At 62.3% G+C, this 26,277-nt stretch carries 22 protein-coding genes; 16 read left to right on the top strand and 6 right to left on the bottom strand.

Going from position 1 to position 26,277, the window contains the following annotated elements; all coding sequences use genetic code 11:
• Positions 1-26 precede the first annotated feature (26 nt).
• From pal to AC1Z3V_RS14160, 10 genes are all read left to right on the top strand, one after another.
• Complete coding sequence (gene pal, locus AC1Z3V_RS14205) at positions 27-560, top strand: peptidoglycan-associated lipoprotein Pal (RefSeq protein ID WP_429813436.1); 534 nt, start codon at positions 27-29, stop codon at positions 558-560.
• A 259-nt stretch (positions 561-819) separates the two neighbouring features.
• Positions 820-1,857, top strand: coding sequence for a tol-pal system protein YbgF (gene ybgF / locus AC1Z3V_RS14200; RefSeq protein WP_483499884.1), 1,038 nt, complete (start codon positions 820-822; stop codon positions 1,855-1,857).
• 13 nt (positions 1,858-1,870) lie between these two features.
• Entirely contained in the window at positions 1,871-3,187 is a 1,317-nt protein-coding gene (gene tilS / locus AC1Z3V_RS14195; protein WP_483499882.1) for a tRNA lysidine(34) synthetase TilS, read from the top strand.
• 101 nt (positions 3,188-3,288) lie between these two features.
• The gene (ftsH, locus tag AC1Z3V_RS14190; protein WP_173520458.1) at positions 3,289-5,232 is read left to right on the top strand and encodes an ATP-dependent zinc metalloprotease FtsH; all 1,944 of its coding nucleotides are present in this window, start codon (positions 3,289-3,291) and stop codon (positions 5,230-5,232) included.
• A 314-nt stretch (positions 5,233-5,546) separates the two neighbouring features.
• Entirely contained in the window at positions 5,547-6,899 is a 1,353-nt protein-coding gene (gene glmM, locus AC1Z3V_RS14185) for a phosphoglucosamine mutase (RefSeq protein WP_429813683.1), read from the top strand.
• Positions 6,900-7,387: 488 nt separating this feature from the next.
• Positions 7,388-8,212 (top strand): outer membrane protein, encoded by an 825-nt coding sequence (locus AC1Z3V_RS14180; RefSeq protein WP_483499880.1) that lies wholly within the window; start codon positions 7,388-7,390, stop codon positions 8,210-8,212.
• Positions 8,213-8,400: 188 nt separating this feature from the next.
• Positions 8,401-9,234 carry an outer membrane protein gene (locus tag AC1Z3V_RS14175; RefSeq protein ID WP_483499878.1) on the top strand — a complete coding sequence of 278 codons (834 nt, stop codon included), beginning with the start codon at positions 8,401-8,403 and terminating at the stop codon, positions 9,232-9,234.
• Positions 9,235-9,446: 212 nt separating this feature from the next.
• On the top strand, positions 9,447-10,625 hold the full coding sequence (locus AC1Z3V_RS14170) for a phosphoserine transaminase (RefSeq protein WP_483499876.1): 1,179 nt from the start codon (positions 9,447-9,449) through the stop codon (positions 10,623-10,625).
• Positions 10,626-10,761: 136 nt separating this feature from the next.
• A complete protein-coding gene (serA, locus tag AC1Z3V_RS14165) occupies positions 10,762-12,357 on the top strand; it encodes a phosphoglycerate dehydrogenase (protein ID WP_429813455.1) in 1,596 nt (531 codons plus the stop codon).
• 118 nt (positions 12,358-12,475) lie between these two features.
• Positions 12,476-12,982: a GNAT family N-acetyltransferase gene (locus AC1Z3V_RS14160; RefSeq protein WP_483499875.1), complete on the top strand. Its 507-nt coding sequence runs from the start codon at positions 12,476-12,478 to the stop codon at positions 12,980-12,982.
• Between the two features lie 131 nt (positions 12,983-13,113).
• Here AC1Z3V_RS14160 and AC1Z3V_RS14155 read toward each other — a convergent pair whose 3' ends face one another.
• Positions 13,114-13,995 carry a DMT family transporter gene (locus tag AC1Z3V_RS14155; RefSeq protein WP_483499873.1) on the bottom strand — a complete coding sequence of 294 codons (882 nt, stop codon included), beginning with the start codon at positions 13,993-13,995 and terminating at the stop codon, positions 13,114-13,116.
• Positions 13,996-14,200: 205 nt separating this feature from the next.
• Here AC1Z3V_RS14155 and AC1Z3V_RS14150 point away from each other — a divergent pair, with 205 nt between their 5' ends.
• A complete protein-coding gene (locus tag AC1Z3V_RS14150) occupies positions 14,201-15,499 on the top strand; it encodes an adenylosuccinate synthase (RefSeq protein WP_429813464.1) in 1,299 nt (432 codons plus the stop codon).
• A 63-nt stretch (positions 15,500-15,562) separates the two neighbouring features.
• On the top strand, positions 15,563-17,851 hold the full coding sequence (locus tag AC1Z3V_RS14145) for a hypothetical protein (RefSeq protein ID WP_483499871.1): 2,289 nt from the start codon (positions 15,563-15,565) through the stop codon (positions 17,849-17,851).
• A 104-nt stretch (positions 17,852-17,955) separates the two neighbouring features.
• Here the strand turns inward: AC1Z3V_RS14145 and rpoH are convergent, their stop codons facing one another.
• Complete coding sequence (rpoH, locus tag AC1Z3V_RS14140) at positions 17,956-18,864, bottom strand: RNA polymerase sigma factor RpoH (RefSeq protein ID WP_429813470.1); 909 nt, start codon at positions 18,862-18,864, stop codon at positions 17,956-17,958.
• 213 nt (positions 18,865-19,077) lie between these two features.
• The gene (locus AC1Z3V_RS14135) at positions 19,078-20,106 is read right to left on the bottom strand and encodes an RluA family pseudouridine synthase (protein ID WP_173520469.1); all 1,029 of its coding nucleotides are present in this window, start codon (positions 20,104-20,106) and stop codon (positions 19,078-19,080) included.
• Between the two features lie 29 nt (positions 20,107-20,135).
• On the opposite strand from AC1Z3V_RS14135, the gene AC1Z3V_RS14130 reads away from it, so the two are divergent.
• Positions 20,136-20,519 carry a hypothetical protein gene (locus AC1Z3V_RS14130; protein ID WP_483499868.1) on the top strand — a complete coding sequence of 128 codons (384 nt, stop codon included), beginning with the start codon at positions 20,136-20,138 and terminating at the stop codon, positions 20,517-20,519.
• Between the two features lie 4 nt (positions 20,520-20,523).
• Positions 20,524-21,360: a TrmH family RNA methyltransferase gene (locus tag AC1Z3V_RS14125; protein ID WP_483499866.1), complete on the top strand. Its 837-nt coding sequence runs from the start codon at positions 20,524-20,526 to the stop codon at positions 21,358-21,360.
• Between the two features lie 99 nt (positions 21,361-21,459).
• Here the strand turns inward: AC1Z3V_RS14125 and AC1Z3V_RS14120 are convergent, their stop codons facing one another.
• The gene (locus AC1Z3V_RS14120; RefSeq protein ID WP_483499864.1) at positions 21,460-22,629 is read right to left on the bottom strand and encodes a hypothetical protein; all 1,170 of its coding nucleotides are present in this window, start codon (positions 22,627-22,629) and stop codon (positions 21,460-21,462) included.
• A gap of 260 nt (positions 22,630-22,889) precedes the next feature.
• Positions 22,890-23,480 (bottom strand): DUF1134 domain-containing protein, encoded by a 591-nt coding sequence (locus tag AC1Z3V_RS14115; protein ID WP_429813485.1) that lies wholly within the window; start codon positions 23,478-23,480, stop codon positions 22,890-22,892.
• A gap of 274 nt (positions 23,481-23,754) precedes the next feature.
• Between AC1Z3V_RS14115 and chpT the strand changes: the two genes are divergently transcribed.
• Both chpT and AC1Z3V_RS14105 read left to right on the top strand, forming a co-directional pair.
• Positions 23,755-24,399 carry a histidine phosphotransferase ChpT gene (gene chpT, locus AC1Z3V_RS14110; RefSeq protein ID WP_173520474.1) on the top strand — a complete coding sequence of 215 codons (645 nt, stop codon included), beginning with the start codon at positions 23,755-23,757 and terminating at the stop codon, positions 24,397-24,399.
• A gap of 261 nt (positions 24,400-24,660) precedes the next feature.
• Positions 24,661-25,023: a response regulator gene (locus AC1Z3V_RS14105; protein WP_034806707.1), complete on the top strand. Its 363-nt coding sequence runs from the start codon at positions 24,661-24,663 to the stop codon at positions 25,021-25,023.
• A gap of 308 nt (positions 25,024-25,331) precedes the next feature.
• Here AC1Z3V_RS14105 and ctrA read toward each other — a convergent pair whose 3' ends face one another.
• The gene (ctrA, locus tag AC1Z3V_RS14100) at positions 25,332-26,033 is read right to left on the bottom strand and encodes a response regulator transcription factor CtrA (protein ID WP_025424706.1); all 702 of its coding nucleotides are present in this window, start codon (positions 26,031-26,033) and stop codon (positions 25,332-25,334) included.
• Positions 26,034-26,277: the final 244 nt, after the last annotated feature.

Genomic DNA, 26,277 nt, shown 5'->3' with positions numbered 1-26,277 from the left:
TCAGACACTTCCAAGGAGACCGGCGTATGAGCCGAATTGACACCCCGGCCGCAGGCCGCATGCAGACCATCGCTCGCAACCCGGTCATGATCGCTCTGGTCATGACGCTTGCTATTGCTGGCTGTGCATCGAAGAAGAACCTGCCGAACAACGCCAACGAGCTCGGCCTCGGCGGCGCTGGCGCTGCAACGCCGGGTTCGCAGCAGGACTTCACCGTCAATGTCGGCGACCGCATCTTCTTCGACACCGACTCCACCTCGATCCGTGCCGACGCGCAGCAGACGCTGGCCCGCCAGGCCCAGTGGCTCGCCAAGTATCCGAACTACGCGATCACGATCGAAGGCCATGCCGACGAACGCGGCACGCGCGAATACAACCTTGCACTCGGCGCCCGCCGTGCGGCCTCCACCCGCGACTACCTCATCAGCCAGGGTGTTCCGGCAAACCGTATGAAGACGATTTCCTACGGCAAGGAAAAGCCGGTCGCCGTCTGCGACGACATCTCCTGCTGGTCGCAGAACCGTCGTGCCGTCACCGTTCTCGGTGGCGCCGGCATGTAATTCTCACGGCCGAGCCTGGCTCGGTCGGGTAGCATGACGTATTCCAAGGAATACAAGCGTGTTCCCGAAATCACAGACTGCTAAAATATAAGGGCGGCTCTCGGCCGCCCTTTGCTTTTTTACCACACTTTGGCCGAACTCCGTTGCTTTTTCAGGGCAATTGGAAAACTGTGCGGCAATCACCCAGTTGACTCGGCGAGATGTATTGCGGGCCCCGAATCAAGGGTGGGACAACCGGTATTCGAACAGGACAAATGAAATGAAGAAATTTGTCGTGGCGGGACTGATCGGTCTGACGGCCCTTGTGGGTCTGGGCCAGACGGCGAACGCCATGCCGCTTTCAGGGCTGCTGGCCCGAACGACTGAAACGCAAGCCGGCGCGCAGCCGAAGCTGCCCGTAGTGAAGGTGCAGTCGGCCGAGACCGCACGGATTGGCCAGCTCGAGGAACAGATCCGCTCGCTCAACGGGCGTATCGAAGAAATGAGCTTCCAGCTCCTGCAGATGCAGGAGCAGATCCGGAAGTTCCAGGAGGACAACGAATTCCGCTTCCAGGATCTGGAAAGTGGCAAGGCCTCCCCGAAGAAGAGCGGCGCGTTGCAGACGCCGAAGACCAGCGATCAGGCGTCCGTCACCCCCGGGGTGACGGATAGCCAGGCGACGGCACCGGCCGGCGGGAGCAATGATATTGCTTCCTCCGGGCTCCCGTCGAGTGGTGGCCAGGGTTCCGGCGGCGCGGCGCCGACCACGCTCGGTCAGATCGTCTTCGACCAGAACGGCAATCCGGTTGCGGCCACGACCGATGCTCAACCCGGCTCGAACGCCACACCTCCGGGCGTCCAGGCCGGTGCCGGACTGCCCGCCGACGACGGTGGCCTCAACAGCAACCCGGGCAACCAGCAGACGGCTTCGCTCGACAACCCCGGCGATCTCTACCAGTCGGCTTACGGCCATGTTCTTTCCGGCGACTACAGCACGGCGGAGCAGGAATTCGGCGACTATCTGGCGGCGTTTCCGCAGGGCGACAAGGCGGCCGATGCCAGCTTCTGGCTGGGCGAGGCGCAGTATTCGCAAGGCAAGTACAGCGACGCGGCCAAGACCTTCCTGAACGCGCACCAGGCCCACGGCAAGTCGCCGAAGGCGCCGGAGATGCTGCTGAAGCTCGGGATGTCGCTCGGTGCGCTCGATAACAAGGAAACTGCCTGCGCGACGCTGCGCGAGGTCAACAAGCGCTACCCGAAGGCTTCGCCGGCGGTAAAGGCAAAGGTGACGAGCGAGCAGAGCCGCTTTGGCTGCTGAGGCCCACCCGCCAATGGCCGTTGTCGAAACGGCAAAACGATTTCTTGCTTCCTTCGATAGACCAGCGCGCATCCTCGTGGCCGTCTCCGGCGGGAGCGACTCGAAGGGACTGCTTCTCGCTCTCAAGGAAGCGATCGAGGCAACCAAGCCCACAGAATTTTCCCTGGCCGCCTGCACGGTCGATCACGCGTTGAGGCCGGAATCGGCCGAAGAGGCGCGTGGTGTGGCGGTGTTCTGCGAAAGCCTGGGTGTGCCGCATCTCGTCACCCGATGGGACGGGCCGAAGCCCAGAACCGGCATCCAGGCGGCGGCACGCGAGGCGCGCTATGCATTGCTGGCGGAGGCTGCGCAACGCTTCGAAGCATCCTCGATCGTCGCCGGTCACACGCTCGACGACCAGCGAGAGACGATCCTGATGCGCGCACGGCGGCGGGAAGGACCCGGTGCCGCGGGCATGGCGGAGGCCACGCTCTATGATCGTCGCATCTGGGTGCTTAGACCTTTCCTCACGGTCGAACGCAGCGCTATTCGCACCTTTCTCAAGGCTAGGAATGTTGGCTGGTTCGACGATCCGAGCAATACGAACCCTCGCTTCGAGCGGGTGCGCGCGCGGGCCTCGCTGGCGTCGTCGCCGACGACCGGTGGCAGCTTTTGGGATGCCAGATCCCGGGCGCGATCGTCGGCCACCGCCGCCGCCCTGCTCGAGCGGCACGTACGGGTGCATGCGGGGTTGGTCGCGGAAATCCCTCCCGCGATGGCCGACCAAGGCCGGGATATCGATTGGCAGCGGGCGCTGCTGACGCTGGCGACCGTCCTCGGCGGCCGTGCACATCTGCCGGCGGCAGGGACTGTCGAGCGGCTGGTGAATGCCCTGGAGCAGGGGGCGCCGGGCCGGCTGACCGCGGGACGCGTCGTCTTCGACCGGCGCCCGACGGGACTCTATCTCTATCGGGAGGCGCGCGGCATCGACGACCTGACCTTGCAGGCAGGGCAAACTGCTGTCTGGGATGGCCGCTTCCTGATCCGCAATGGTGGCTACGGTCCCCTGGTGGTGACGGTGGAAGGCGGTCGCGGACCACAACAGCAGAGACTTATTGTCGCAGGTCTGCCACCGGGCGTTGCCGGGCGGGCGTCACTGTCGGCGCCACGCATCGTCCACGACGACGTCAAAAGTGTCGCACCTGTCACAGTCGAGCCGCGGATCGGTCTGTACGACACCTTTTTGCCGGGTTTCGACAGGATCATGGCAAACAGGATCGCCGGATTGTTCGGACGCCAGCCTTACCTGCCGCCACCGGTTCACGGTCTATTGACAGAAATGGAATGGTAGACGGCGGTTTGCCTTGGCAATGCGTCGCCAGAACCCTATGTTAGGGAGCAAGACAGCGACCCGGCGAAATGCGTGGGTCGTGACAGGTTCCGGGGAGTTCGATGAACCCTAATTTTCGTAATCTTGCCCTTTGGGCAATCATAGCGCTTCTGCTGATCGCGTTGTTCAGCATGTTCCAGCAGCCGACGGAGCGCACCGGCTCGCGCGAGATTCCGTTCTCGCAATTCCTCAAGGACGTGGATGCGAGCCGCGTCAAGGAAGTCGTGATCACCGGCCCGAAAGTGATCGGCAGCTATTCCGAAAGCGGCGCTACCTTCCAGACCTACGCGCCATCGGTCGATACGGCGCTGACCGAGCGCCTCGAAGCCAAGGACGTGACGGTCACGGTTCGCCCGGAAACCGACGGCTCGTCCGGCTTCCTGAGCTACATCGGTACGCTCCTCCCGATGCTTCTGATCCTCGGCGTCTGGCTGTTCTTCATGCGCCAGATGCAGGGCGGTTCGCGTGGAGCCATGGGCTTCGGCAAGTCAAAGGCCAAGCTTCTGACGGAAGCGCATGGCCGCGTCACCTTTGACGACGTCGCCGGCGTCGACGAAGCCAAGCAGGACCTCGAAGAAATCGTCGAATTCCTGCGCGACCCGCAGAAGTTCCAGCGCCTTGGCGGCCGCATTCCGCGCGGCGTGCTGCTCGTCGGCCCTCCCGGTACCGGTAAAACGCTGCTTGCACGCTCCGTTGCCGGAGAAGCCAACGTGCCGTTCTTCACCATCTCCGGTTCCGACTTCGTCGAAATGTTCGTCGGCGTTGGTGCCAGCCGTGTGCGCGACATGTTCGAGCAGGCGAAGAAGAATGCGCCCTGCATCATCTTCATCGACGAAATCGACGCCGTCGGCCGCCATCGTGGCGCCGGTCTCGGCGGCGGCAACGACGAGCGCGAACAGACGCTCAACCAGTTGCTCGTTGAGATGGACGGCTTCGAAGCCAATGAGGGCATCATCCTGATCGCGGCGACCAACCGTCCCGACGTTCTCGATCCGGCACTGCTGCGTCCGGGCCGCTTCGACCGGCAGGTCGTCGTACCGAACCCGGATATCAACGGCCGCGAACGCATCCTCAAGGTGCACGTACGCAACGTGCCGCTGGCGCCGAACGTCGACCTCAAGGTGCTCGCACGCGGTACGCCCGGTTTCTCCGGCGCCGATCTCATGAACCTTGTCAACGAGGCGGCGCTGATGGCCGCCCGCCGCAACAAGCGTCTTGTCACCATGCTCGAATTCGAGGATGCCAAGGACAAGATCATGATGGGTGCGGAGCGTCGCTCCTCGGCCATGACCGAAGCCGAGAAGAAGCTGACGGCCTATCACGAAGCCGGTCATGCCATCCTGGCGCTCAATGTTCCCTCGGCCGATCCGCTGCACAAGGCGACGATCATTCCGCGCGGACGGGCGCTTGGCATGGTCATGCAGTTGCCCGAAGGCGACCGCTACTCGATGAGCTACAAGTGGATGGTCTCGCGCCTTGCCATCATGATGGGCGGACGCGTTGCCGAAGAGCTGACCTTCGGCAAGGAGAACATCACCTCGGGCGCATCGTCGGATATCGAGCAGGCAACGAAGCTTGCCCGTGCGATGGTGACGCAATGGGGCTTCTCCGACCAGCTCGGCCAGGTTTCCTACGGCGAGAACCAGCAGGAGGTCTTCCTTGGCCACTCTGTCGCGCAGCAGAAGAACGTTTCCGAAGCGACCGCTCAGAAGATCGACAACGAAATCCGTCGCCTGATCGACGAGGCCTATGAGACGGCGCGCAGGATCCTGACAGAGAAGAACCACGAATTCGTGGCGCTTGCCGAAGGCCTGCTCGAATACGAGACCTTGACGGGTGACGAGATCAAGGCGCTGATCCGCGGCGAAAAGCCGGCACGCGACCTTGGCGACGACACGCCGCCGCATCGTGGCTCGGCCGTTCCTTCGGCAGGTTCCAAGAAGGAAGGCCCGGCGAGCAACAAGGGCGAGGAATCCGAAGGTGGATTCGAGCCGCAGCCGCAATAGCTGCCACGGTCGGCAATGGATCCGAGCCGCCGCTCCTTAAGTGGAACGGCGGCTTTTCGTTGCCTCCTGGCCTCTGGCATTTGGTAACGGGATGTAATGATTTCTGATGTTAGGCTCGCTGCCGCTTGCTGCGCTTTTATGTCAAAGAAGACATGACGTGTTTGCGATGGCTGCCCTTGAACGGAATGCCGATCGCCAAGCAGACGGCATCCAAAAGCATGAATGAGGTCCGGTCAATGAAACCCAGTCGCGCAAAACGCAGACAGGCGGAGCTGGCCAAGCCGGCTCTGACCCGGCAGAACGATGGAGTTCTTATGAAGCGAAAGTATTTCGGCACCGACGGTATCCGCGGCCAGTCCAACATGTTTCCGATGACACCGGATCTGGCGATGCGGGTCGGCATTGCGGTCGGTACGATCTTTCGCAACGGTGCCCACCGTCACCGGGTGGTGATTGGCAAGGACACCCGTCTTTCGGGCTATATGCTCGAAAACGCGATGGTGGCGGGCTTTACGGCTGCGGGTCTCGACGTCTTCCTGCTCGGGCCGATCCCGACGCCGGGCGTTGCCATGCTCACCCGCTCGCTGCGCGCCGATATCGGCGTGATGATCTCCGCCTCGCACAACCCCTTCCAGGACAACGGCATCAAGCTTTTCGGTCCTGACGGCTACAAGCTTTCCGACGATATCGAAGAGAAGATCGAGGCGCTGCTCGACCAGGATCTCTCAGGGCAACTGGCAAAGTCTGAAGACATTGGCCGGGCGAAGCGCGTCGATGGCGACATCTATCGCTATCTGGAACACGCAAAGCGCACGCTGCCGCGTGACGTCACGCTTCAGGGCCTGCGCATCGCCGTCGACTGCGCAAATGGTGCGGCCTACAAGGTGGCGCCGACGGCGCTTTGGGAGCTGGGCGCGGAAGTCGTCACCATTGGGACGGAACCGAATGGTCTCAACATCAATCTCGATTGCGGCTCCACCCACCCAGTGACGCTGTCGAAAAAGGTCCACGAAGTGCGCGCCGACATCGGCATTGCGCTTGATGGCGATGCCGATCGTGTGCTGATCGTCGATGAGAACGGCACGGTGATTGACGGCGATCAGCTGATGGCTGTGATCGCCGACAGCTGGGCCGAAGACGACATGCTGCGTGGCGGCGCCGTTGCCGCGACCGTGATGTCCAATCTTGGCCTCGAGCGCTATCTGAAAGGACGCGGCATCGACCTGCGGCGCACGAAGGTTGGTGACCGTTATGTCGTCGAGCAGATGCGCCAGGATGGCCTGAACGTGGGCGGCGAACAGTCGGGCCACATCGTGCTCTCCGATTTCGGCACGACGGGTGATGGTCTCGTCGCCGCTCTGCAGATCCTTGCGGTCGTCAAGCGCCAGGGCAAGGCGGTGAGCGAGGTGTGCCACCGGTTCGAGCCGGTGCCGCAGGTGCTGAAGAATGTTCGTATTTCTGCGGGCAAGCCGCTCGAAGATGCGGCGGTACGCCAGGCGATCGCTGACGCGGAAGCGGAGCTTGCCAAGTCCGGCCGCCTGCTGATCCGGCCCTCCGGCACCGAGCCGCTGATCCGCGTGATGGCGGAAGGCGACGACCGCGGACAGGTCGAGCGTATTGTCGATGAGCTGGTCAATGTCATCGGCAGCGTCCGCAACGCTGCCTGACGCATCCAGCGACGGATTTCCCTCCAGGGCCGGTGCGATGCATCGGCCTCTTTTTTGTCCTGCTGTCGGGCACCGCCGCCGAAAGCGAAGGCATCTCACGAGGCCATTTCCCCACACTGGAATTCCTACTGCATGTTTCCTTTATTCGTAGCCGATTAAAGGACAAAAACCTGCTGCAACTGAAAGTGCTACAGCGACCTTCGCGCGTCTGATAAGACGCGCGGGGCTGCAGTGGAGAGCGTTCCTGTCTTTCAGGGGCGAGCTAGTACGTTGTCTTGCCGGTTTATTTAGCTCTACCTTAAGGGAACTCGACGGCGGACAATAATGCAGCGTAACAACCGTAAGAATAGGCTGGTTTCTTAACAATCTCGGTAAACGTTTGTAGTTAATCGGAACTTAACCTTTCCTCCTCATTATCCATAACCAACATCGGGATTTGGGCACCGGTTTCATGGTGAACCAAGCAACGGAATGTATTGGAGTGGGCCATGAAGAGAATTTTGAGTGGCGTTGTTGCAATTTTGCTCAGCGGCACGGCAGCTTTTGCTGCGGATGTCTACCAACCGCCTATGGAGCCGGTGCCGGAGCAGCCCGTCGAGGTCATCCAGACCAGCGGCTGGTACCTGCGCGGCGACGTCGGTTACGCCTGGAACCACCTGCGCGGCGCAAATTTCTACCAGGGGGGGCCGAGCGGCTCGATCGCGGATTTCGATTCGGCCGATATCGATGATTCCTGGGTGATTGGCGGCGGTGTCGGTTACCAGTTCAACAATTATTTCCGTGCCGACATCACGGCCGACTACTGGGGCAATGGCGACTTCGCCGGCTCGACCAGCGGCGGCTGCGGGACGGTTGCAGGTCCTTGCGTGTCGCGTGACATAAGCTCGGTTTCCGCCTGGAGCCTGATGGCCAACGCCTATGTCGACATCGGCACCTATGGCGCCTTCACGCCCTACGTCGGTGCCGGTATCGGTGCCACGCGCGTAAGCTGGGATGGATTGCGCAACACCAGCTGCAGTGTCAGTGATCCCACAGCCTGCGACCCGACGACCAATCATGGCGGCAAGGATAGCTGGCGCTTCACCTACGCCCTCATGGCCGGTACCGCGATCGACCTGACCTGCAACCTGAAGGCCGATATCGGCTATCGCTTCCGCCAGGTCGACGACGGCGACATGTTCGGTTACGCCAATGGTGGCGGTCCGGGCTTCGATGACGGCTTCTACATCCACGAGGCGCGCGCCGGCCTGCGCTACTCCTTCGGCAATACCTGCGAAGTTCCTTACGAGCCGCCGCCGATCGTCTACAAATAATCCGACAGTATCCGACAAGCACCAAGGCCACCTGCGGGTGGCCTTTTTCGTTGTCGCCAATCTTTGCCCGTTTCCTAACGAGCATGGTTAACCGCGGGTTAACCAGTCGCTGCAATAGTTAACGCTGAACGAAGCGGCGACGGCATGGCTCCATCCCGCACGGATAGCAGTGGTGAAAGGGCATGGGCATGGATTGGCGAAACGGGTTCTGCGGAGCCGCTTTTGGTGCCGGCCTGCTCCTTTCCGGTTCGGCGCTGGCGGCAGACGAGGATCTCCTGAATGCCCCGGAGATCACCATCGAGAAGGACGCGGCCGGTGCCAGTGCGATCTACCTGCGTGGCGATATCGGCTACGCGCCGTGGCGCGGCGAAGGCGACCCCTATTACCGCACCTTCGATGCGGGAACGCTGACCTATGACAGTGTCTCCTTCGACAATGCCCGTTTTGACAAACCGTTCTCCGGTTCGCTCGGCATCGGCTACCAGTTCACCGATACGTTCCGCGCCGACCTGACGGCCGAATATTTCGAGAGCCGGTTCAGCGGTTCGTCGTCGTCGGCAAGTCCTTGCGCGGGGCAGGGGGCTGGCACGTCCTGTGCGTTATCGACTGGGGCCGATTATTCCGGTCTCGGCCTGATGGCCAACGCCTATGTCGATTTCGGCACGCTTGCGGGCTTCACGCCCTATGTCGGCGGCGGCATCGGCGCGACACGCCTCAACTGGGACACCGCAATCGAACGTGCCACTTGTGTGGCCGGCGGCGGCGCTTGCGTTGGTGCGCCCACTTCGACCGCCTACGAGGGGCGCGACAGTTGGCGTTTCACCTATGCGCTGATGGCCGGCGTCTCCTATGATCTCAGCGAACAGCTGAAGCTCGATGTCGGTTATCGCTATTCGCATATCGCCGATGGTGAGATGTTCGGCTTCGGCGCCGAGGCCCTTGTTGGTGCCAGCGGCGACAAGGGCTTCGACGACGGGCTGTCGCGCCACGAGATCCGGGCAGGCTTGCGCTTCTCCTTCTGATCTCTCGAAACCGGTGCGGATGGCGGCGCAGGAAGGGCGTCGCCTGTTAACGATCGATCGGCTGGCCTTGCTCAGGCTTTTCAGATGTTGCCCGCGACGCCATAAATTTTCTCGATTGCGACAAAGCGCTTGACTTCCGGTCCCGGCCACAATATCGACGACGGCGGGACACCCTTCCCCAACGAAGGGCTATCTATCTGGAAGGATAGCACATGGCAAAGCCTGCACAGCCGGACATCCGTCCGAACAATACCCATTTCTCCTCTGGTCCTTGCTCGAAGCGCCCCGGTTGGACGCTCGACGCTCTCTCCGACGCTCCGCTCGGTCGTTCGCACCGAGCCAAGATCGGCAAGACGAAGCTGAAGCAGGCCATCGATCTTACCCGTGACATTCTCGAAGTGCCGGCCGACTACCGCATCGGTATCGTGCCCGCTTCCGATACCGGCGCCGTCGAAATGGCGCTCTGGTCGCTGCTGGGTCAGCGCGGCGTCGATATGGTTGCCTGGGAAAGCTTCGGCGCCGGCTGGGTGACCGATGTGGTCAAGCAGCTGAAGCTTGCCGACGTTCGCAAATTCGAAGCCGGCTACGGCGAGCTGCCCGATCTTTCCAAGGTCGATTTCGACCGCGACGTGGTCTTCACCTGGAACGGCACGACCTCCGGCGTGCGCGTGCCGAATGCCGAATTCATCCCGGCCGACCGCAAGGGCCTGACGATCTGCGACGCGACCTCTGCCGCCTTCGCGCAGAACCTCGACTTCGCCAAGCTCGACGTCGTCACCTTCTCCTGGCAGAAGGTCCTCGGCGGCGAGGGCGCTCACGGCGTCATCATCCTGTCGCCGCGCGCCGTCGAGCGCCTGCTCACCTACGTTCCGGCCTGGCCGCTGCCGAAGATCTTCCGCATGACCTCGGGCGGCAAGCTGATCGAGGGCATCTTCACCGGCGAGACGATCAACACGCCGTCGATGCTCTGCGTCGAGGACTATATCGATGCGCTGCTCTGGGCTGAGCAGGTCGGCGGGCTCAAGGGCCTGATGGCCCGCGCCGATGCCAATGCGCAGGTGATCTTCGACTTCATCGCCGCCAATGACTGGATCGCCAACCTGGCGGTCAAGGACGAGACCCGCTCCAACACCTCGGTCTGCCTGAAGATCGTCGACAAGGACGTTTTGGCGCTCGACGCCGACGGCCAGGCCGCCTTCGCCAAGGGCGTGGTCGCCCTCCTCGAAAAGGAAGGCGTTGCCTTCGACATCGGCCATTACCGCGATGCCCCGTCCGGCCTTCGCATATGGGCCGGCGCCACCATCGAGGCCGCCGACATGGCAGCGCTGATGCCGTGGCTTACCTGGGCCTTCGAGACCCAGAAGGCGACACTGGCGCAGGCTGCGGCCTGATCCGGAGCGGGGTGAGGAAAATGTACTCTGCCCGCGTCCCGCACAGATGAAAGTGATCCGCTTCGCTCCCGGGGAGGGGCGAGGCTGGCTATCCGCATTCCTATTCAGACCTGATCTCTAAGTAAGGAGGCCTTTCATGGCACCTCGCGTTCTCGTATCCGACGAACTCTCGGAAACCGCCGTCCAGATCTTCCGCGACCGCGGCGTCGAAGTCGATTTCCAGCCGAAGCTCGGCAAGGACAAGGACAAGCTCGCCGAAATCATCGGCAACTATGACGGCCTTGCGATCCGTTCGGCCACCAAGGCGACGGAAAAGCTGATCGCGGCTGCGACCAACCTCAAGGTCATCGGCCGCGCCGGCATCGGTGTCGACAACGTCGATATCCCGGCCGCCTCGCGCCGCGGTATCATCGTGATGAACACGCCTTTCGGGAACTCGATCACGACCGCCGAACATGCGATCGCGCTGCTCTTTGCCGTTGCCCGCCAGCTTCCGGCTGCCGATACCTCGACGCAGGCCGGCAAGTGGGAGAAGTCGCGCTTCATGGGTGTCGAGATCACCGGCAAGACGCTCGGCGTCATCGGCGCCGGCAATATCGGCTCGATCGTCTGCTCGCGCGCCATCGGCCTGAAGATGCATGTTCTCGCCTACGACCCGTTCCTCTCCAAGGAGCGTGCCGAGGAAATGGGCGTCACCAAGGTCGAGCTCGATGAGCTGCTCGCCCAGGCCGATTTCATCACGCTGCACGTGCCGCTGACGGACAAGACGCGCAACATCCTGAACGCCGAAGCGCTCGCCAAGACGAAGCCGGGCGTGCGCATCGTCAACTGCGCCCGTGGCGGCCTGGTCGATGAGAAGGCGCTCGCCGAGGCGATCAAGTCGGGTCATGTCGCCGGCGCCGGCTTCGACGTCTTCGAGGTCGAACCTGCGACGGAAAGCCCACTCTTCGGCCTGCCGAACGTCGTCTGCACGCCGCATCTCGGTGCTTCGACCACGGAAGCGCAGGAGAATGTCGCGCTGCAGGTGGCCGAACAGATGTCGGACTACCTGGTCAAGGGTGCCGTCTCCAACGCCATCAACATGCCGTCGATCACGGCCGAGGAAGCGCCGATCCTGAAGCCGTTCATCCGGCTTGCCGACGTTCTCGGCGCCTTCGTCGGCCAGGTCACCGAAAGCGCGATCAAGGAAATCGAGATCCTCTATGACGGCTCGACCGCCGGCATGAACACCAAGGCGCTGACGAGCGCGGTGCTCGCCGGCCTGATCCGGCCGCAGGTCGCCGACGTCAACATGGTTTCGGCGCCGGTCATGATCAAGGAAAAGGGCATCATCCTTTCCGAGGTCAAGCGCGACAAGACCGGCGTCTTCGACGGCTACATCAAGCTGACGGTGACGACGGCGAACCAGACGCGCTCGGTTGCCGGCACCGTCTTCTCGGACGGCAAGCCGCGCTTCATCCAGATCAAGGGCATCAATCTCGACGCGGATGTCGGCAACCACATGGTCTACATCACCAACACCGACGTTCCCGGCATGATCGGCTTCATCGGCATGACGCTCGGCGATGCCGGCGTCAATATCGCCAACTTCCAGCTCGGCCGTGAGAAGGAAGGCGGCGACGCGATCGCTCTGCTCTATGTCGACGCTGCCGTTTCCGAGGCCGTGCTTGACAAGCTGCGTGCCAACAAGGCAATTCGCCAGGCAAAGCCGCTGGTCTTCAACATCGATTGAAGCCGGCACAGGAAGCGGCAGCACGTTCTGCCGCTTCGCCGACCCGATCACGGGATACATCGAGGACGCACCGGTGACCGTCGGTGCGTTTTCCTGTTTCGAAGGCATGTGACGAGCAATGACCGACATGACGTTCTGCTGGCGCGAGGCAAGCCTGCCCGACCTCGCCTCCGTATCGGAGATCCAGCTCGTGGTTCACCAGGCGTTCCCCGAGGATGACGCCGTGCTTGCCGATCGCATCGCCCTGAGCCCCGCCGGTTGCTTCATGCTGGATGCGCACGGGCAGTCGCGGGGTTACGTGTTGAGCCATCCGTGGCTCAGAGGCGCGCCGCCGTCGCTGAACACCATGCTTGGCGAAATTCCTGACACAGCCGACACCTGGTACATCCACGATCTAGCCCTTCTGCCCGAGATGCGTGGCTCCGGAGCCGGAGGCGGAGTCCTTCCGATGCTGGAGGATGTCGCCAGGACAGAAGGGTTCAGGTCGATGTCGCTCGTCTCCGTCAACGGATCCCGCGGCTTTTGGGAAAGACAGGGGTTTGAGGTGCGCATGGACGAGCGGCTGGCGCTGAAGCTCTCAAGCTACGGCGAGGAAGCGCTCTATATGGAGCGGCTTCTCGCCTGATAAATGAAGATGCCTTGGTCCCAATATGCTGGCGGCGACAGAAACATCCATCTGCTGACCAAGACTTAAGCCGCTTGCCAGGTTCCAGCGATTGCATCGCGCGACTGTTGTCTGACACGCGCGAGGGCTCGTCAGTGCGGGCGACCCCTCTCGGCAATGGCGATGCCGCCAAGCACCAGGAGAAGCGCGACAAGATGGAAAAGGCGGAAGGTCTCGCCGATCAGCAACACGGAAAGAAGCGTTCCGAAAACGGGAATCGCATTGATGAAGAGGCCTGCCCGATTGGCGCCGATCATCTCGACGCCGCGTACATAGAGCACCTGTGACATCAGCGACGGGAAGATCGCGGCATAGAGAACGATGATCCAGCCGGTGGTATCCGGCACGATCGCCGTGCCGCTGCCAATTTCCCAGAAGAGCAGCGGCAGGGCGCTGACGAGTGCGCCGAACGCGGGCGCGGCAATGAAGCTCTGCCAGTGCATGATCGGCTTGTAGCGCAGTGCCACGGTGTAGCCTGCATAGACCACGCAGGCGGCGATCATCAGCGCGTCGCCGAAATTGAATTCGAGTGTTAGCAGGCTCGAAATGTCGCCATGGGCTGCCGTCACCAATACGCCGATCAGGGTAACGCTGAAGCCGATCACCTGGGCGATCGAAGCCTTCGTGCGGAACAGCATGAAATTGAACAGGAAGATCAGCATCGGAATGCCGGCCTGAAGGATGACGGCGTTGATGGCGCTCGTATATTTCAGCGCCGAGTAGAGCAGCGCGTTGAAGGTGGTGAAGCCGATCGCGCCATATGCGAGCAGTTGCAGCCAATGCTTACGGATCTTTTCCCAGTCGCGACGGATCTGTGGCGTCATCAGCACCAGGATGACGACCAGGGCAAAGACCCAGCGCAGGGTGGTCAGCATCATCGGGCTCACGTGCCCGACCGCCATCTTGCCGGCGACCGAATTGCCGCCCCAGAAGAGTGCGGTGACGCAGAGATAGAGATAGGCTCTGGAATTCACGATGCTCGGACCTGTGCGGGGATGGGCGACCTGTTGCCGGGATGGCGGGAGAGACGGAGATATAGGCGCTAAATCCCGCCCTTGTCATGCAAAAAGGGCGGAACGCCCGATATAACGGGGTCGCTTTCCGGATGACAACACAGTATAGATGCGCGGGTTTGAGAACAGCGCAGCCTCGTTTGCGCGCCTGCACAGGAAGAGAATTATGACGAATGTCGTAGTGGTCGGCTCCCAATGGGGTGACGAAGGCAAAGGCAAGATTGTGGATTGGCTCTCCGAACGCGCGGATATCGTCGTGCGCTTTCAGGGCGGTCACAATGCCGGCCATACCCTGGTGATCGACGGCGTCAGCTACAAGCTGTCGCTCCTGCCTTCCGGCGTTGTCCGCCCCGGCAAGCTTGCCGTCATCGGCAACGGCGTCGTCATCGACCCGCATGCGCTGATTGCCGAAATCGAAAAGCTCAGCAAGCAGGGCATTGCAATCACGCCGGACAATCTGCGCATCGCCGACAACGCCACGCTGATCCTGTCGCTGCACCGCGAGCTTGACGGCATCCGCGAAGATGCGGCCTCCAACAGCGGCACCAAGATCGGCACGACGCGCCGCGGCATCGGCCCGGCCTATGAAGACAAGGTCGGCCGCCGCGCGATCCGCGTGATGGACCTCGCCGACCTCGATACGCTGCCGGCAAAGGTCGACCGCCTGTTGACGCACCACAACGCGCTGCGCCGCGGTCTCGGTGAAGCGGAAATCAGCCACGCGGCGATCATGCAGGAGCTTTCCTCTGTCGCCGCCAAGGTGCTGCCGTTCATGGACACCGTCTGGGTCCTGCTCGACAAAGCCCGCCGCAAGGGCGCGCGCATCCTGTTCGAAGGCGCGCAGGGAACGCTGCTCGACATCGACCACGGCACCTATCCGTTCGTCACCTCGTCGAACACCGTTGCCGGCCAGGCCGCGGCAGGCTCGGGCATGGGTCCGGGTTCGCTCGGCTACATCCTCGGCATCACCAAGGCCTACACGACGCGTGTCGGCGAGGGCCCGTTCCCGACCGAACTCACCGATGAAATCGGCCAGTTCCTCGGCGAAAAGGGACATGAATTCGGCACGGTGACGGGGCGCAAGCGTCGCTGCGGCTGGTTCGACGCGGCACTGGTGCGCCAGTCGGTTGCCGCCAATGGCATCACCGGAATCGCGCTCACCAAGCTCGACGTGCTCGATGGTCTCGATGAGCTGAAGATCTGCGTCGGTTATACTCTGGATGGGCAGCAGATCGACCACCTGCCGGCAAGCCAGGCGCAGCAAGCTTCGGCAAAGCCAGTCTATATTACCCTCGAAGGCTGGAAGGAATCGACGGTCGGCGCACGCAGCTGGGCGGATCTTCCGGCGCAAGCGATCAAATACGTTCGTCAGGTGGAAGAACTGATCGGTGCGCCGGTCGCTCTTCTTTCGACCAGCCCCGAACGGGACGACACAATACTTGTGACGGACCCCTTTGAGGACTAGTGTCGGCGAAATGACATTGCGTCGCGATCGCAAAGACATACCTGGGCGTATGAGAAAGTACTAATGGCGGATTTTGTTGCAGTTATTCGCAGGACCGTTGACGGCCTGTCGGAAAACACACCCGAAATGCGGGACAGGGTATACGAGAAGGCGCGCGCGGCCGTGCGCCGCCAGCTCGAAAACATGAACCCGCGTCCGTCGGACGACATGATCAATCGCCAGTTGGCGAAACTCGAAAACGCGATCGCCGAAGTTGACAGCGAATATGCCGAAGCCTTGCCTTCTCTCGAAGAGACGGAGGTGCTGGAGGGTGCGTCCGAGGCCGTAGCCGTCGGGCAGCCGGTTGAGGACGTCGTTCCCGAGCCTGAAGCGCAGCCCGAGCCGGCTCAGAGCGAGCCGGCCGCGGTCGCTGAGGAAGCAGCACCGGAAACGGAAAACGCTGCCGACTATGGTGCTGCGGTTCACGGGGAACCGGCGCAGTATGCCGACCATTCCGCCGAAGCGGCGGAGGTAGCCGCGGCAGAGCCGGCTGCGGAAGAGCCGGTCGTCGAAACGGCTGATACTCCGATCGACGAGCCAAGCGCTCCCGTCGTCGAAGAGCCGCAGGCAGATGCCCCGGTTTACGAGGCCGCGGAGTATGCGGCACCGGCTGCGAGCGAAACGCACGATGTGACTGCCCCCCCGCCGCCGGTGGACGAGCAACCTCGCTCGGTCGAAGAGCCGGTGTGGGATGCTCCGGCGGTGGCCGCCGAGGAAAAGCCGGTCGCCTCGGAGTGGGATCTGCCGGAATGGGAAACCGCCGCTCCAAACGCGACGCCCGCTCCCGCGGACGAGCAGGTCGAGGAGGACGAGCAGGCCCACGGGCCCGAGCTTCTCGGCATGCATCCGGTGGAAGAACTGCAGCAGGATGTGCCGGCGGAGACGCCGAGGGCAGAAGCCGAGCCCCCCAAGGCCGATACCGCGCGTAACTGGTCGTTCGACGATAACGATCCCTTCGCGGCATTCGAGGAACGGCGCACCGAAAAGAGCGCGGAACCGGAAATTGCCGATTGGTCCTGGCCGATCGAGAAGACCGGACAGGCGGCCACGACCGATACCCCCCAGAACCAGCAAGATCGCGCCGGCACGGCCTGGGACCACATCGACGACCTGCTCGGCTTCGAAGGAGCCGCGACCGCAGCGACGGCGGGTGCAGCCGCATCGACCGCTGCGCGCGAGCCGGAACGTGGCGCCGAGGGACCGGCGCCCGCGGCATCGCGACCGGCATCGTACCGGGTTACACCGAAGCCGTCGCGCTTCAGCATCAAACGCCTTGCCATCGCCGCAATCATCTTGCTGGCGCTAGGCGGTGGCGGCTTTGCCTACTGGCAGAACCGGCAAGCGGGCAACGCCTGGCTTTCGAGGATCGTGGCGTCGGTCACTTCGGCCGTTTCAAACATCGGGGGATCGCCGGCAGAAGAGAGCGCTCCGCCGGCAGATGGCCAGGGAGAAACGACGCAGCAGCAACCGGCACAACACGACGATACGGCGGTCCCGGACAACACCTCGACGAAATTCACCCAGCGTCTGCTTAATGACGGCTCCGAAGTCGACAATGGACCCGCCACCGCAAGCGCCGAGGGCACTGGCCAGGAAGGCAAGTCCGTGGCGCAGCAGACCGAGGCGAGCAAGCCTTTGGAAACGGTCAATGCCCAGGGTGGAACGGCCGGTCAAGCGGGCACACCGCCTGCCGGACAGCAGACTGGTGGACAGCCGACGACACCGGAGATTGCCATCGCCAATGGCGAGAAGATGTTCCTCTACGAAGAGCGCCTCGGCCAGTCTTCGCCGACGGCCATTCCGGGAACCGTTGCGTGGTCGGTGAAGGAAGAATCGCCCGGCGGTGACGCCAAGCCCGAACCGGCCGTCCAGGCACAGATCACCATTCCGGACCGGGGCCTCACCGCGTTGATGACGATCAAGCGCAATGCCGACGAGTCGTTGCCGGCAAGTCATGTCATCGAATTCGTCTTCTCGCTGCCGCAGAACTTCGAGGGCGGCGCGATCGACAGCGTGCAGCGCGTTTCGATGAAGCGTACGGAGCAGGATCGGGGGGACGCGTTGATCGCTGTCCCGGCCAAGATCACCGACGACTTCCATATGATCGCGCTCAACGATTCCAAGGACGCGATCGGCAACAACACCGAACTGCTGCGCAGCCGTAGCTGGATCGACATTCCGCTGACCTACAGGAACGGGCGGCGCGCACTGTTGACGCTGGAGAAGGGACCGAGCGGAACGGATGCCTTCAACCAGGCGCTGCGCGCCTGGGCGGCCGCGCCGGCTACGGATGCGGCGACCAACAGCCAGTAGGCCTGAATCCGACAGGACAAAGAAAAACCCGGCAGGAGCGATCCGCCGGGTTTTTCATTTAGCTCACGCTGCTGCCGTGCCACCGTAAGGCACGGCGAGGGGTGTTATGCGGCGCCTTCGACGACCCGCAAGGCGTTGGCGCGCTCGAGAGCGGCCTTGCGCACGGCGTCCTGGACCTTTTCGAAGGCACGCACCTCGATCTGCCGCACGCGCTCGCGGCTGATGTCGAACTCGGCCGAAAGATCCTCGAGCGTTAGCGGCTCCTCGGTCAGGCGGCGCGCCTCGAAAATGCGGCGTTCGCGGTCGTTCAGCACCTTCATCGCATTGGCGAGCAGCGCCCTGCGGCTTTCAAGCTCGTCCTGCTCGATCAGGATTTCTTCCTGGTTGTCGTGGTCGTCGACAAGCCAATCCTGCCACTGGCCGGAATCGCCCTCACTCGCCTTGATCGGCGCGTTGAGCGACGCGTCACCGGAAAGCCGGCGGTTCATCGAAACCACTTCGTCCTCGCTCACCTTGAGCGTGGTGGCGATTTCCTTGACCTGTTCGGGCTTCAGGTCGCCTTCATCCAGGGCCTGGATCTTACCCTTGAGGCGACGCAGGTTGAAGAACAGCCGCTTCTGGTTGGCGGTCGTACCCATTTTCACAAGCGACCACGAGCGCAGGATATATTCCTGGATCGCCGCCTTGATCCACCACATCGCATAGGTTGCGAGGCGGAAGCCGCGATCGGGCTCGAACTTCTTGACGGCCTGCATCAGGCCGACATTGCCCTCGGATACGACTTCGCCGATCGGCAGGCCGTAGCCGCGATAGCCCATCGCGATCTTGGCGACGAGGCGAAGGTGACTGGTCACCAGCTTGTGCGCCGCATTGCGGTCGTCATGTTCCTGGTACCGCTTGGCGAGCATGTACTCTTCCTGCGGTTCCAGCATCGGAAATTTGCGGATTTCGTCGAGATAACGATTGAGGCCACCTTCACCAGCGGCAATGGTCGGCAAATTGTTTCGGGCCATATGAAGCACCCCCCTTTAATCGTCTCCGGCTTCCGGTCGGCAAGCCGGGCATGTGGGTCTTCGTCAAGACCCCACGAGCCTAGAAAATAAGTACGGCGAAAGCATGATTCAAGGACTCCGGTTTCACCAATCTGTGAGACCGGGTGACAGGAATGTCACGAACAGAGACTAACGCTTAGATTGGAATCCTGACAGCGGAATTCAAGAGGGCGATCACACTTCGCCGCGCAAGGCCTCGATCAGTTGCTCCATGTCGGCCGGGACAGGCGCTTCGAAATGCATGGTTTCGCCGGTAGTCGGGTGCTCGAACTGCAGCATGAAGGCGTGCAGGGCCTGGCGGTGGAATTGATTGACGACGGCTTTGGCCGCATCCGGCAGCAAATTCGCCTTGGTGCGGAAGGCGGCGCCATATTCCGGGTCACCGATCAGCGGATGGCCGATATGGGCCATGTGCACGCGGATCTGGTGCGTGCGCCCCGTTTCGAGGTGGCATTCCACGGTTGACGCCAGGCAGGTGCCATCCGGCTTTTCGAGATAGCGCTCGACGACCTCATAGTGGGTGATCGCTTCGCGGGCGTCGTCGCTGTCTTCGCGCTTGACCGCGCGTTTGGTGCGGTCACCGGCGCGCCCGAGCGGCGCGTCGATCGTACCCTTCAACTGCCGCGGACGCCCCCAGACGACGGCGCGATAGGCGCGTTCGAGCGGACCGGTGCGACCGTGGTCGGCAAACTGCTCCGAGAGATGGCGGTGCGCGGCATCGTTCTTGGCGACGACCATGACGCCGCTCGTCTCCTTGTCGAGGCGATGGACGATGCCCGGGCGCTTGACGCCACCGATCCCCGACAGGCTGCTGCCGCAATGGTGGATGAGCGCGTTGACCAGAGTGCCGGTCCAGTTGCCGGCGCCCGGATGCACGACGAGGCCGGCCGGCTTGCAAAGCACGATCAGGTCGTCGTCCTCGTAGAGCACGTCGAGCGGGATGTCTTCGCCCTTCGGCTCCGGATCTTCCGGCTCGGGCAGATCGATCTCGAAGACGTCGCCAGGATGAACCTTCTTCTTCGCTTCCGTCACCGGCTTGCCGTTGATCGACACCGCGCCCTGCTCGATCAGGCTCTTGATCCGGTTGCGGGAGAATTCACCCGAAAGTGCGTCCGTGAGGAAGGAATCAAGGCGCCCCGTGGCATCCTCGCCTGCGGTCAGGACTTTCCTATTGGCCGTCGCTTGTTTAAAGGGGTCGTTCATTCCGTTCCAAATCCGAAAAAAGGCCAGCCATGACCGCAATCGAGCCCGATGACCAGGAAGACAAGCCGCTAGATCCGGCCATGGAAAATGTCCGCCGCAAGATGGTGAAACTTCAGCTTGTCTCGGTCGGTGTCATGTTGGTCATGCTTATGGCCGTCCTTGGGACGATTGTCTACAAGCTGACACGCACGGACGCGAAGGCACCCGTTCAGGCCGCCGCTGCCGTCGTTCCGAGCGAAGCGCCGGTCAATGCGGTCGCAGCGCTTCCCGCCGGTTTCACGGTGACGAACGTGGCGCTCTCCGGCTCCCAGGTGCTCTTCTACGGCAACCTGCCGGGGGCGGAGCCGCGCGCCATCGTGTTCGACATCGGCGCCGGCCGCATCGTTGCCGACGTCACCGTCAGGACGAACTGACGACATGTCGAGTGCCCTTCCGCCCCTCCAGCGCATCGATGACCCCGCCGATCCCCGAATTGCCGGCTTCGTCTCGATCAAGGAGCGCGATCTGACCGGGCGGCAGGGTCGCTTCATCGCCGAAGGCACGGTGGTGCTGCGCATGCTGGCGGCGGCGCACGAAGCCGGGCGTGGCTTTGTCGCCGAGGCGATCCTGCTGCTCGAAAACCGGCTTTCCGGCGTCCAGGATATTCTCGCGCGGTTCCCGCCGTTGGTACCGGTCTATGTGGCGGATGCACAGGTGTTCGATGCAATCGCCGGCTTCAACATGCACCGGGGCGTGCTTGCGCTCGGCCGCCGCGACGGTGAGCCCGGCCGCGATGCATTGATCGCGTCGCTGCCCGCGTCGAGCCTCGTTCTGGCGGCGTGCGGCATCTCCAACCACGACAACATGGGCGCGCTCTTCCGCAACGCCGCGGCCTTCGGGGTCGATGCCGTGCTGATGGATGAGACGTGCTGCGACCCGATGTACCGCAAGGCGATCCGGGTCTCGGTCGGCTCGGTGCTGACGGTGCCTTTTGCGCGCGAAGGTTCGGTCGCCACCATGCTGGAGCGGCTGCAGCAGGCGGGCTTTGCGATCTGGGGGCTCTCGCCCGCCGGTGACACCGAGCTTGGTGCAATCCCGCCGGCGGCGCGCACGGCGCTTCTCATGGGAACCGAAGGGGAGGGGCTGCCGCAATCGGTGCTGGCCTCTGTCCATACGGCGCGTATCCGTCAGCGCCCGGGCCTCGATAGCCTCAATGTCTCCACCGCCGCCGGCATTGCCCTGCATCAGGTGGCACTGGTCAACGGCCGGATCTGACCGCCCGATCTCAGACTTACCAACGATAAAACCTGGTCCGATCCGTGACCGTGGTGGAGCCGAAGCCGGTGTGCCCGCGATCCGCCCGCCCGACAGGCTCTACTCGCGCGGCAGTATGTCTTTCGCCCGCTTCGCCAAACTCTCGCGCTTGGCCGCACCTTGCTCCTGCTCGTCGCCTGCCAACAGGTTGAGGATGGGCGAGGAGGGGCCTTCGTTCGTCGCCGTCAGCGCGACCATGCCGGCGGCAATTGCCGCAACCTCGTCGCGCAGGGCGTCGTCATGGGCGGCGGATTTCGAATTGGTCAGGCGTTCCGAAAGCGCGGTGGCACGGTTGCGCAGATCATCGGCGGCGGCAGAGCCCAGCATCTCGCCGGCGGGCTGATCGGACTGGGAGACGGAACCGTTGGCGGCCCGTTCGGCGGCCGGACGGCGTTCCTTTCTGAGCGGGAAGGCGATGCCGGCGGCACGCAGAGCCTTGGCCGCATCGCGCATTTCCTGGTTGGTATCCTTTACCTTGGCCTTCAGCCGTTCGATTTCCCCTGCGCGCCGTTCGAGCGCACTCTCGCGGTCGGCGCTGGTTGCCATCTCGCGCGCAAGCTTGTCTTCCAGACGGTGTAGCCGCGTTTCGTCGCGCGAGAGACGCAGTTCCATTTCCTTGGCATGGGTCGTTTCGGCCTTGAGATCGCCGCGTAGCGCCTCGCGCTCATCGCGCAGCGTGGCAATCCGGCTTTTCAGATGCTCGACCTCGGTTTCGCGCGCGGCCAGGCTGATCTTGAGATTGTCGATCTCGGCGGCATGCTGAGCGAGCTGGATGCCGAGCTTCTGGATCTCGTCGGACTTTCCGGCGTTGTCGCGCTCGACGCTGTCGAGCGTTGCCTTCATCCGTTCTAGGCGCTGTTCGAACTGTCGGATGGCGGAGCGCATGTCGGCCGCTTCGACGTTCATGTCGGCAAGCTGCGCATGCAGGTCGGCATTCTCGCCGCTGAGGCGCCGTGCCTCCTGCAAACTCTTCTCGTTGGCCAGCATCAGCGACACGCCTTTGTCGCGCTCGCGCTTCAGGGCCTGCTGCGTGCGCGCGTTTTCAGCGGCGTAGGCCGCGCGGGCGGCGTCCTTCTGTGCGCGCACCTCCTGCGGGCTGAGCGGCATGGTGGCCTTCAGTCGGTCTTCGGCAAAGCGCACGATGCGGCGGTGGATCGCCGGAGCGACCAGCAGGCCGATGATGATCGCCGTCAGAAAGCCCAGGGCAAAGAGAAGCGCGAATTGGATCACGAGCTGGCCGTTTCAAATCTGTATCGGAACCGCAGCGCCTGCCGGGCCTCGCGGTCCGGCAGGCGCTGCGTATTTCGCTTCCTTGCACTAAACATGACGTTTCGTGCGCTGCAAGTGTCTGGCGCGGGATTTTGCCCGCGTTAACCCGGCTACAGCGCCGCGCGTCTATTGAGACGCGCAAAGGTCGCTGTCGCACTTTAGATCTGCTGCATAAATTTGTCCTTAAATCGATGCCGATTTAAGGAATTATGCAGTAGGCCTCAGAAGGGGTTCCAGGTGGGGGTTTGGGTCATCTTGAGGTAGCCGACATTGATGCCGAGCCGCGCGCCGATGCCGGTGCGGATCGGAACGACGACGATCTGCTCGTCGGTCAGAACCGTCATGCCGACGCCGGCGACGACATAGGCCGAACCGGAGACGCCGCCGAAGCGCTTGTAGAGCGCTGGCACGCTCGGCAGATTGTAGACGAGCATCATGGCGCGGCTGCCCTGACCGCCCCAGTCGATACCGAGCGAGGGGCCTTGCCAGAAGACGCTGTGCTGGCCGGCGTTCTTGGTATTGAGTTCGCCTTCGCCATAGGTGAGGCCGGCGATGAATGCGCCCGAGCCTTCCTGCCCGAGAATGTAACCGTTCGGCAGGCCGTAGCGCTCAAAGGCGCGCTCGACGACTTTCGCCAAGCCGCCTGACGTTTCGCCGAAGAAGCCGTGACCGGCATCGACGATTTCCTGCATCGTATATTGGCTGTTGTTCGCAGATTGCGCATGCGCCGTCGTCTGGGCAGCAGCGACCAGGAACACCGTGGCCAGGAATACACGGCAGGCCTGCTTGGCTGCCTTCATGATCTGATGCATCGTTTCCTCCGTCAGGCGCGAAAGTTGCTCGCTTGCGGGTTTGCAGTGGCCGCCAGTCAGATCACTGCGCGGCCAGTGAAGGGTCTGGACCATTTCCATGCAATTTGAACCGATGGTCTTAACAATCGGTTTACCAAATGTGGTGTCATTATGTTCCACTGATGAACGGCCGCGCCGGGCAGTCCATGACTTGCGTCTTTTCGCATGAGGCTTTACCGGCGTCACGATGGCGCGTGGCCCGAAGGTGGGCCGGCGGAACCAACAAGGATACACGATGGCAACGAATCCGAACCTGACATTGACGGGACCCGATCTCGCCGCGCTTCTGTGCAGCCGGGTTTGCCATGACATCATTTCGCCGGTCGGCGCCATCAACAACGGCCTGGAACTCCTGGACGAGGGCGGCGCCGACGCCGACGCGATGGACCTGATCCGGACCAGCGCGCTCAACGCGTCGGTTCGCCTGAAGTTCGCCCGTCTCGCTTTCGGTGCGTCCGGTTCGGTCGGCGCCTCGATCGACACTGGCGAAGCGGAAAAGGCCGCCAAGGATTTTGCCGCCGCCGAGAAGAAGACCGAGGTCAACTGGCACGGCCCGCGCGCGATCATCGCCAAGAACAGGGTCAAGCTGCTTCTGAACCTCTTCCTCATCGCCTACGGCGCAATCCCGCGCGGCGGTTCGATCGACGTGACGCTGGAGAACCCGGAATTCGACGCCGTCTTCACCCTGGTCGCGAAAGGCCGCATGATGCGCGTGCCGCCGAAGCTGACGGAACTGCTGTCCGGCACGCCGGAAGAAGCCGTCGACGCGCATTCGATCCAGCCCTACTACACCGTGCTCCTGGGCGAGGAAGCGGGCATGACGATCGAGGTTGCATCGACCGGCGAGGAGATCATCTTCACCACGCGCGTTGCAGCCTGAGGTTTCATTTTCCGGCGACAATCGTTCACTATTCCGACGTACAAATACGGGCGATCCCGTGCTGCGGCGCGGGGTCGCCGCTCTGCGTTCCGTTTGTCGCACTTTACGCCCGTCTCTGGAAAATTTAATCTTTTCAGATGGTTGATGTAGCGAAGAAAGGCAGCGTTAAGCAAACTCCGTAACGAATTCTTTCCCAAATTTGTATAGAGTTGTTTCAAGCCTGCGAGTACGCGTATAGGTAAGTTGCGAAGGGAGTTGGACATGCGGCGCTTGATGATTGCCGACGGCTCGGATGTCGTTCGGAAGGTTGGGAAACGTATCCTGTCCGGCATGGGCTTCATGGTCTACGAAGCGTCGAACAGCCTCGAGGCGCTCGTCCGCTGCGAGGCGGAGCTCCCAAACATCCTGATCATCGATGCCGGCTTGGAAGGCGCGCTCGAACTCATTGGCAACATCCGGCGGCTTCCGAATGGCCCGTCGGTCCGGATCTATTATTGCGTCGTCGAGGCGGATCTGAAGAAGATGATGGCCGGCAAGCGGGCCGGCGCCGACGACTTCCTGCTGAAGCCTTTCGACCGCAAGATCCTGACCAGCGTCTTCGCCAGCCAGTCGATGGCGGCCTGAACCGTCCCGCTCACAACTATCTATCAGATTGAAGCCGTGGTCCGCGCCGCGGCTTTTCGTGGTTGCCGTCGGCCGTCATTCCCATATGACCGATCCGGGCTTCGATGCCGCTGACGGCGACGGCATACAAAGCATCGCGATCTCCGAGATTCGCTGCTTGCGCTTCAAGCTTGTGATTTTTCGTGTGTCGTTATCGCAAGACCGCTGGGCAGCGTGGGCCTACTCTAGAAACAACAAAACCCGCGCGCGGCGGGTTTTGTGAACTTCCGGGCCCGCATCATGCGGGTCGTGCAGGCCCTTTACGGGTATCAGGCAGTTTCGGCGTATTCAGCACCATCCGGCTCGCGCAGCACGTAGCCGCGGCCCCAGACGGTTTCGATGTAGTTGGCGCCGCCGGCGGCGTTTGCGAGCTTCTTGCGCAGCTTGCAGATGAAGACGTCGATGATCTTCAGTTCCGGCTCGTCCATGCCACCATAAAGGTGGTTCAGGAACATTTCCTTGGTCAGCGTCGTGCCCTTGCGCAGCGAAAGCAGCTCGAGCATCTGGTATTCCTTGCCGGTCAGGTGGACGCGCTGTCCGCCGACTTCGACCGTCTTGGCATCCAGGTTGACGATCAGCTCGCCCGTGGAAATGACCGACTGGGCATGACCCTTGGAGCGGCGGACGATGGCGTGAATACGGGCGACCAGCTCATCCTTGTGGAAGGGCTTGGTCATGTAGTCATCAGCGCCGAAGCCCAGGCCGCGGACCTTGTCCTCGATGCCGGCCATGCCCGAGAGAATCAGGATCGGGGTCTTCACCTTGGAAAGACGCAGCGTTCTCAAGACTTCATAGCCGGACATATCCGGCAGGTTGAGGTCGAGAAGGATGATGTCATAGTCATAAAGTTTGCCGAGATCGACGCCTTCTTCACCGAGGTCGGTGGTGTAGACGTTGAAACTCTCGGACTTGAGCATCAGCTCAATGCTCTGAGCCGTTGCGCTATCGTCTTCGATTAGTAGAACCCGCATATTCTTCCCCTTTTCCGCCGCCCAAGGTCGTCGTGGCACCCTTACGCGATACGGATCCAGTCGTTGCCTGATTTGGAGGCTGCCACCAAATGGTTAACAAATTCTGATTCCCTCTGGCAAGGTGTATCGAGATTGTTAAATATTTTTAGCAGTCTCCTGATTTCAAACGTGAATCCAGAACGGCCAATCTCATGTGAAACATGAAGAAATGCCGCTATCTGACTCTTCCGACTCGTTAATGCCA

This window comes from Ensifer sp. 38_S197 (genome assembly GCF_056924495.1).
This window is presented reverse-complemented; position numbering and strand designations above follow the sequence as displayed.